Annotated in this window: 5 protein-coding genes; 2 read left to right on the plus strand and 3 right to left on the minus strand. The window is 73.0% G+C overall.

The genetic code is table 11. From position 1 onward, the window contains the following. Positions 1-96 precede the first annotated feature (96 nt). Genes LCD33_RS00870 through LCD33_RS00880 form a run of 3 tightly spaced genes read right to left on the minus strand, consistent with a single transcriptional unit; the run spans position 97 to position 3669 of the window. Positions 97-2271 (minus strand): xanthine dehydrogenase family protein molybdopterin-binding subunit, encoded by a 2175-nt coding sequence (locus LCD33_RS00870; protein WP_224977408.1) that lies wholly within the window; start codon positions 2269-2271, stop codon positions 97-99. After that, positions 2271-3230, minus strand: coding sequence for a xanthine dehydrogenase family protein subunit M (locus LCD33_RS00875; protein ID WP_224957775.1), 960 nt, complete (start codon positions 3228-3230; stop codon positions 2271-2273). The genes LCD33_RS00870 and LCD33_RS00875 overlap by 1 nt, the downstream gene beginning before the upstream one ends. Next, positions 3217-3669, minus strand: a complete 453-nt coding sequence (locus tag LCD33_RS00880) for a (2Fe-2S)-binding protein (protein WP_224957776.1) — start codon at positions 3667-3669, stop codon at positions 3217-3219. The genes LCD33_RS00875 and LCD33_RS00880 overlap by 14 nt, the downstream gene beginning before the upstream one ends. A gap of 219 nt (positions 3670-3888) precedes the next feature. On the opposite strand from LCD33_RS00880, the gene LCD33_RS00885 reads away from it, so the two are divergent. Next, entirely contained in the window at positions 3889-4467 is a 579-nt protein-coding gene (locus LCD33_RS00885; RefSeq protein WP_224957777.1) for a TetR/AcrR family transcriptional regulator, read from the plus strand. A gap of 147 nt (positions 4468-4614) precedes the next feature. Next, positions 4615-5448, plus strand: coding sequence for an alpha/beta fold hydrolase (locus LCD33_RS00890; protein ID WP_224977409.1), 834 nt, complete (start codon positions 4615-4617; stop codon positions 5446-5448). The last annotated feature ends 117 nt before the right edge of the window (positions 5449-5565 follow it).

A 5565-nucleotide genomic window follows, 5' to 3' on the forward strand; every position in this document is an offset into this window, starting at 1 on the left:
CACTCTCGTGCCTGGTGTGCCTGCCCCCCTGCCCGCGCCTCCCTGCCCGCGGCGGCGGGGGGGGGCCCCCGCCCCCCCCCCCCCCCCGGGGGGGCTTCAGTCGTCGAGGAGGTCCTCGATGGTGATGGGGATGTGGCGGACGCGGGTGCCGGTTGCGTTGTAGATCGCGTTGGCGATCGCGGCGGCCAGGCCGACGGTGCCGATCTCGCCGACGCCCTTCGCCCCCACCGGGTTGTGCAGCGTGTCCGGGTGCTCGATGAACTGCACATCGATGTCGGGGATGTCCGCGTGCACCGGCAGCAGGTACCCGGCGAAGTCGCCGTTGGCGATGCGGCCGTTCGGCTCGACCTCCATCGCCTCGTGCAGCGCCGCCGAGACGCCCCAGATCATGCCGCCGCTGAGCTGGCTGCGGGCCGCCTTCTCGTTGACGATCCGGCCCGCGTCGAACACCCCGAGCAACCGGGACACCCGCGCCTCCCGGGTCCAGCGGTGCACCCGGACCTCGCAGAACTGGGCGCCGAAGGAGCTGAACGAGTGCTTGGTCAGCTCCTCCCCGGGCGCGGTGGAGCCGGTCGCCGACAGGGAGTCGCGGCCCACCGCCCGCAGCAGCTCGCCGAACGGCATGCTCCGCCCGTCGGCGAACACCTGCCCGTCCGCGTAGGTGACCTCGGCGCCCTCGAACGGCGCGCCCGGTGCGGCGGCCAGCTCCAGCAGCGAGTCGAGCACCGTGGAGGCCGCGAGCATCACCGAGGAACCCGCGCTGGCGGTCGCCGTGGAACCGCCGGACATGCCGCCCGCCGGGAGCGAGGAGTCGCCCAGCTTCGGCGTCACCCGCTCCGGCGCGATGTCCAGCGTCTCCGCACCCACCAGCGAGAGCACCGTCAGCAGCCCGGTGCCCGGGTCGGCGCCGCTGGTGGCGACCTCCGCCCTGCCGTCCGCGCCGAGCGTGACCCGCACCGAGGCGGGGAAGCGCAGCGCCGGGAACATGGCGGTGGCGGTGCCGAGCCCGACCAGCCAGTCGCCGTCGGTGCGCCCGTTCGGGGTGCGCTGGTCCCAGCCGAACCGCTGCGCGCCGATCCGGAAGCAGTCGTCGAGGTACTTCGCCGACCACTGCAGGTCCTTGCCGGGCGGCGCGATCGAGTTGTTCCGCAGCCGCAGCTCGATCGGGTCCATCCGCAGCGCCACCGCGAGCTCGTCCATCGCGCTCTCCAGCGCGAACGACCCGGGTGCTTCGCCGGGGGCGCGCATGAACGTGGTGGGCGGCAGGTTCAGCGGCACCATCTTCTGCCGCAGCGACAGGTTCGGGGTGGCGTACCACTCGCGGGAGGTGCCGTGCGAGGTCGGTTCCACGAAGGAGCGGTCCGCGCCGGTGCTGCACCACGAGTCGTGCCGCACCGCGACGAGCGTCCCGTCCGCGTCGGCGCCGAGCGAGACCTCCTGCACGGTGGCGGCGCGGCCCGCGGTGGCGGTGAACACCTGCTCGCGGGTCAGCGACGCCTTCACCGGCCTGCCGAGGTCGCGGGACGCGGCCGCCGCGAGGAACGCGGGCGCCGAGGTGCGGCCCTTGCCGCCGAACGCGCCCCCGACGTACGGGTTCACCGCGTGCACGCGGGAGATCTCGACCCCGAGCGCCATCGACAGCTCCGCGGCCTGCATGTCCGACGCCTGTGTTCCACTGTGGATGGTCAGTCCGGTCGAATCCCAGTACGCCACGGCCGAATGCGGTTCCATCGGTGCGTGGTTCTGCGCCGCGGTCGAGTAGGTCTCGGACACCACCACGGTGCTGGCGGCGAGTGCGTCCTCGATGGACTCGACGCCGTCGGCGAGGATGTCCAGGGACGGCCCGCCGCCGTGGCCGGAGGTCGGCGCGTCCTCGGCGGTGACGAGCCCGTCCGCCAGCGAGGTCAGCGCGGGCCGCTCGTGGTACTCGACCTCGACGAGCAGCGCGGCGTCGCGCGCCTGCTCGAAGGTCTCGGCGACCACGAACCCGATCGGCTGCCCGTAATAGGCGACCTCCTTGTCCTGCAGCGGAACCCAGGTGTCGCCGAACGCGGGCAGCGTCGGGGTGCCCAGCTCCAGCGGGTCGAACGGCGAATACGCGGCGAGCACCCCGGCGGCGGCGCGGGCCGCGGTGAGGTCCATCGACGCGATCTCGCCGTGCGCGATGGTGCTGAGCACCAGGTATCCGTAGGCCATGCCGGGCAGGTTGTGGTCCACCCCGTACTTGGCCCGGCCGGTGGCCTTGACCGGCCCGTCGAGTCGGCTGGGCATCAGCGGTTCCCCTCGGTCAGTTCGAGCAGCGCGCGGATCACGGTCCGCTTCAGCAGGGCCGGTTTGAAGCCGTTCGCGCCCCGCGTCCGGGCGCCCTCGCCCGCCGCTCCGGCGGCGTGCTCGAAGGACTCCTCGGTGGCGGGTGCGCCGCGCAGCGCCTCTTCGACGGTGTGCAGCCGCCACGGCACGGTGGCCACGCCGCCGACGGCGACCCGGGCGTCGGCGATCCGGCCGTCCCGCACGTCCAGGGCGACGGCCGCCGAGCACAGCGCGAACTCGTAGGACTGCCGGTCGCGCACCTTGACGTAGGTGGAGTTCGCGGCCCAGTCCAGGCGCGGGACCACCACCTCGGTGATCAGCTCGCCCGGCCGCAGGTCGTTCTCGGCGTCGGGGGTGTCGCCGGGCAGCCGGTAGAACTCGGCGAGCGGCACGGTGCGCGCGCCCTCGGAGCTCAGCAGCCGCACCTCGGCGTCGAGCGCGGTGAACGCGACCGCCACGTCGCTGGCGTGGGTGGCCAGGCAGGAGTCGCTGGTGCCGAGCACGGCGTGCATCCGGTTCGCCCCGTCCAGCGCGGGGCAGCCGCTGCCGGGTTCGCGCTTGTTGCAGGGCATCGCGACGTCGCGGAAGTAGGTGCAGCGGGTCCGCTGCAGCAGATTCCCGCCGATGCTGGCCATGTTCCGCAGCTGCTGGGAGGCGCTGAGCAGCAGCGCCCGCGAGATCATCGGGTAGACGCCCGGGTGCGCCGCGACGTCGCTCATCCGCTCCAGCGCGCCGATCCGCAGCCCGTCGGCGGCGTCGAGGCCGCGCAGCGGCAGCTCGTTGATGTCCAGCACCCGCTGCGGGGTCAGCACGTCCAGCTTCATCAGGTCGACCAGCGTCGTGCCGCCCGCCAGGAAGGTGGCAGGTTCCGCGGTGGCCGCTTCGACGGAGGCGGGGGTGGTGAGCTCAAACTGTCGCATCGGTGCCCTTAGCTTGGTCGATCGCGGCGATGATGTTCGGGTAGGCCGAGCAGCGGCACAGGTTGCCGGACATGAACTCGCGGACGTCGGTGACGTCCTGGTCGATGGCCGCCTGGGCCGACATGATCTGCCCGGAGGTGCAGAACCCGCACTGCATGGCGTCCTGGTCGACGAACGCCTGCTGCAGCGGGGTCAGCTCCTCGCCTTCGGCCAGACCCTCCACAGTGGTCACCGGTGCTCGCACCGCGGCCGCGAGGGTGAGGCAGGAGAGCACGGGGCGGCCGTCGACGTGCACGGTGCACGCACCGCACTGGCCGCGGTCGCAACCTTTCTTGGGGCCGGTGATGTCGAGCCGTTCGCGCAGCGCGTCCAGCAGCGTCACGCCGGGTTCGGCGTCGAGCTGCTCCTGGCTGCCGTTGACTTCGAGTGAGATGTGCAAAGGAACTCTTTCTCCGCTGGAACCGCGCCCCGGAGCCGGGCGGCATGATGTGGTGGGGTGGTGGCCACGTCGCGCACGACGCCGCGCCGGGAACCGGATAAAAATCCGCTGTCCTCATCGAGGCTAGCGGATTAGTATCCGGTCGGCAAACATGCCTAGGCGCGGTCTTTTCACGCAGGTCAGGAGGCTCTCGGGGGCGGAGCGGAAGGGGAGGGAACGATGAGCACGGGAGCGGTGAACCACCGGCGCGCCGACACGCGGCGCAACCACGAGCTGATCCTCGCGGCCGCCGCCGAATCGCTGACGAGCTGCGGCGAGGTGTCGTTCAACGCGATCGCCAAGCATGCCGGAGTCGGTGTCGGCACCGTCTACCGCCACTTCCCGGCACCGGAGGACCTCATCCTCGCCGTCTACCAGCGGGAGGTGCGGCACCTGGTCGAGGTGGTGCCCAGCCTGCTGGAGAACCACCCGCCGGAGCAGGCGTTCCGGGTGTGGACCACCGACCACCTGGCGCACTACATGATGACCAAGCGCGGCCTCGCGAACGCGCTCAGCGCCGCCACCGCCGCCCGCGGCGAGCTGCCCAAGACCGCGCACGAAGCACTGGTCGGCTCGGTGGCCACGCTGCTCGCCGCCAACGTCGAAGCCGGGACCGTCCGCGCAGGCCTTGACCCCGAGGTGGTGCTGCGCGGCCTCGGCGGCCTCCTCTTCCTCGACCAGCGCGGCCCCTGGCGTGCCCAGACCGAAGCCCTCATCGACCTGCTGTGGCGCGGAATGTCCCGCTGCTGCGGGCGCTGATCCAGGACTCGCGCCGAGCTTCGGGAGGGTCGGAACCGGTCGCGCGGGCGCTCCGCGCGGCGCTCCGGCACGGCCGGAGGTTTGGTGCGGCGGCCGAGAGGGCATGCGGATGGCGCGCAACCGGCATCGACCGCACCGGAGGAGCCCATGCCCGCCGTCACCGTCGGGACCGAGAACGGCAGCCCGATCGAGCTGCACTACGAGGACCACGGCTCCGGCCCGCCCGTCGTGCTGATCCACGGCTGGCCGCTCAGCGGACGTTCCTGGGAGCCGCAGGTCCCGGTGCTCATCGACGCGGGGTACCGCGTGATCACCTACGACCGCCGCGGTTTCGGCCGGTCCTCCCAGCCGTGGGGCGGGTACGACTACGACACCCTGGCGGCCGACCTGCACGCCTTGCTGGACCACCTCGACGTGCGCGGGGCGACGCTCGTCGGGTTCTCCATGGGCGGGGGAGAGGTGGTCCGCTACCTCGGCACCCGCGGTTCCGGCCGGGTCGACAAGGCCGTGCTCGCGGCCGCGGTGCGGCCGTACCTGCACCGGACCGCCGAGAACCCGGACGGTGGCCTGGACGACGCGACGATCGCCCGGTTCGAGGACGGGGTCCGCACCGACCGGATCGCCTTCCTGGAGGGCTTCACCACCGACTTCTTCTCCGCGAACGGGCGGCTGCTGGTCAGCGAGCAGCAGCGCGCCCACGCGCAGACGATCGCGTCCTTCGCGTCCCCGAAGGGCACCCTGGACTGCATCGCCGCGTTCGGCCGCACCGACTTCCGCGGCGACCTCGCCGAGATCACCGTGCCGACCCTCGTGATCCACGGCGACTCGGACGCCATCGTGCCGTTCGAGGTCAGCGGGCGGCGTTCCGCCGAGGCGCTCGCGAACAGCGAACTCGTGGTGGTCGAGAACGGTCCGCACGCCATCAACGCCTCCCACCCCGAGCGGTTCAACGAAGCGCTGCTGGGCTTCCTCCGCGGCTGAGGTCGGCAGCGGAACCGGCGCGGGGGGCGGGGGGGGGGGCGCGCGGGGCGGGGCGGGGCCGCCGCCCCGCGGGGGGCCCCCCCGGCGGGGGCGGGGGGCGCCCCCCCGCGCCCCCCG

The organism is Saccharopolyspora sp. 7B (genome assembly GCF_020177435.1).
Taxonomy (GTDB): domain Bacteria; phylum Actinomycetota; class Actinomycetes; order Mycobacteriales; family Pseudonocardiaceae; genus Saccharopolyspora_C; species Saccharopolyspora_C gregorii.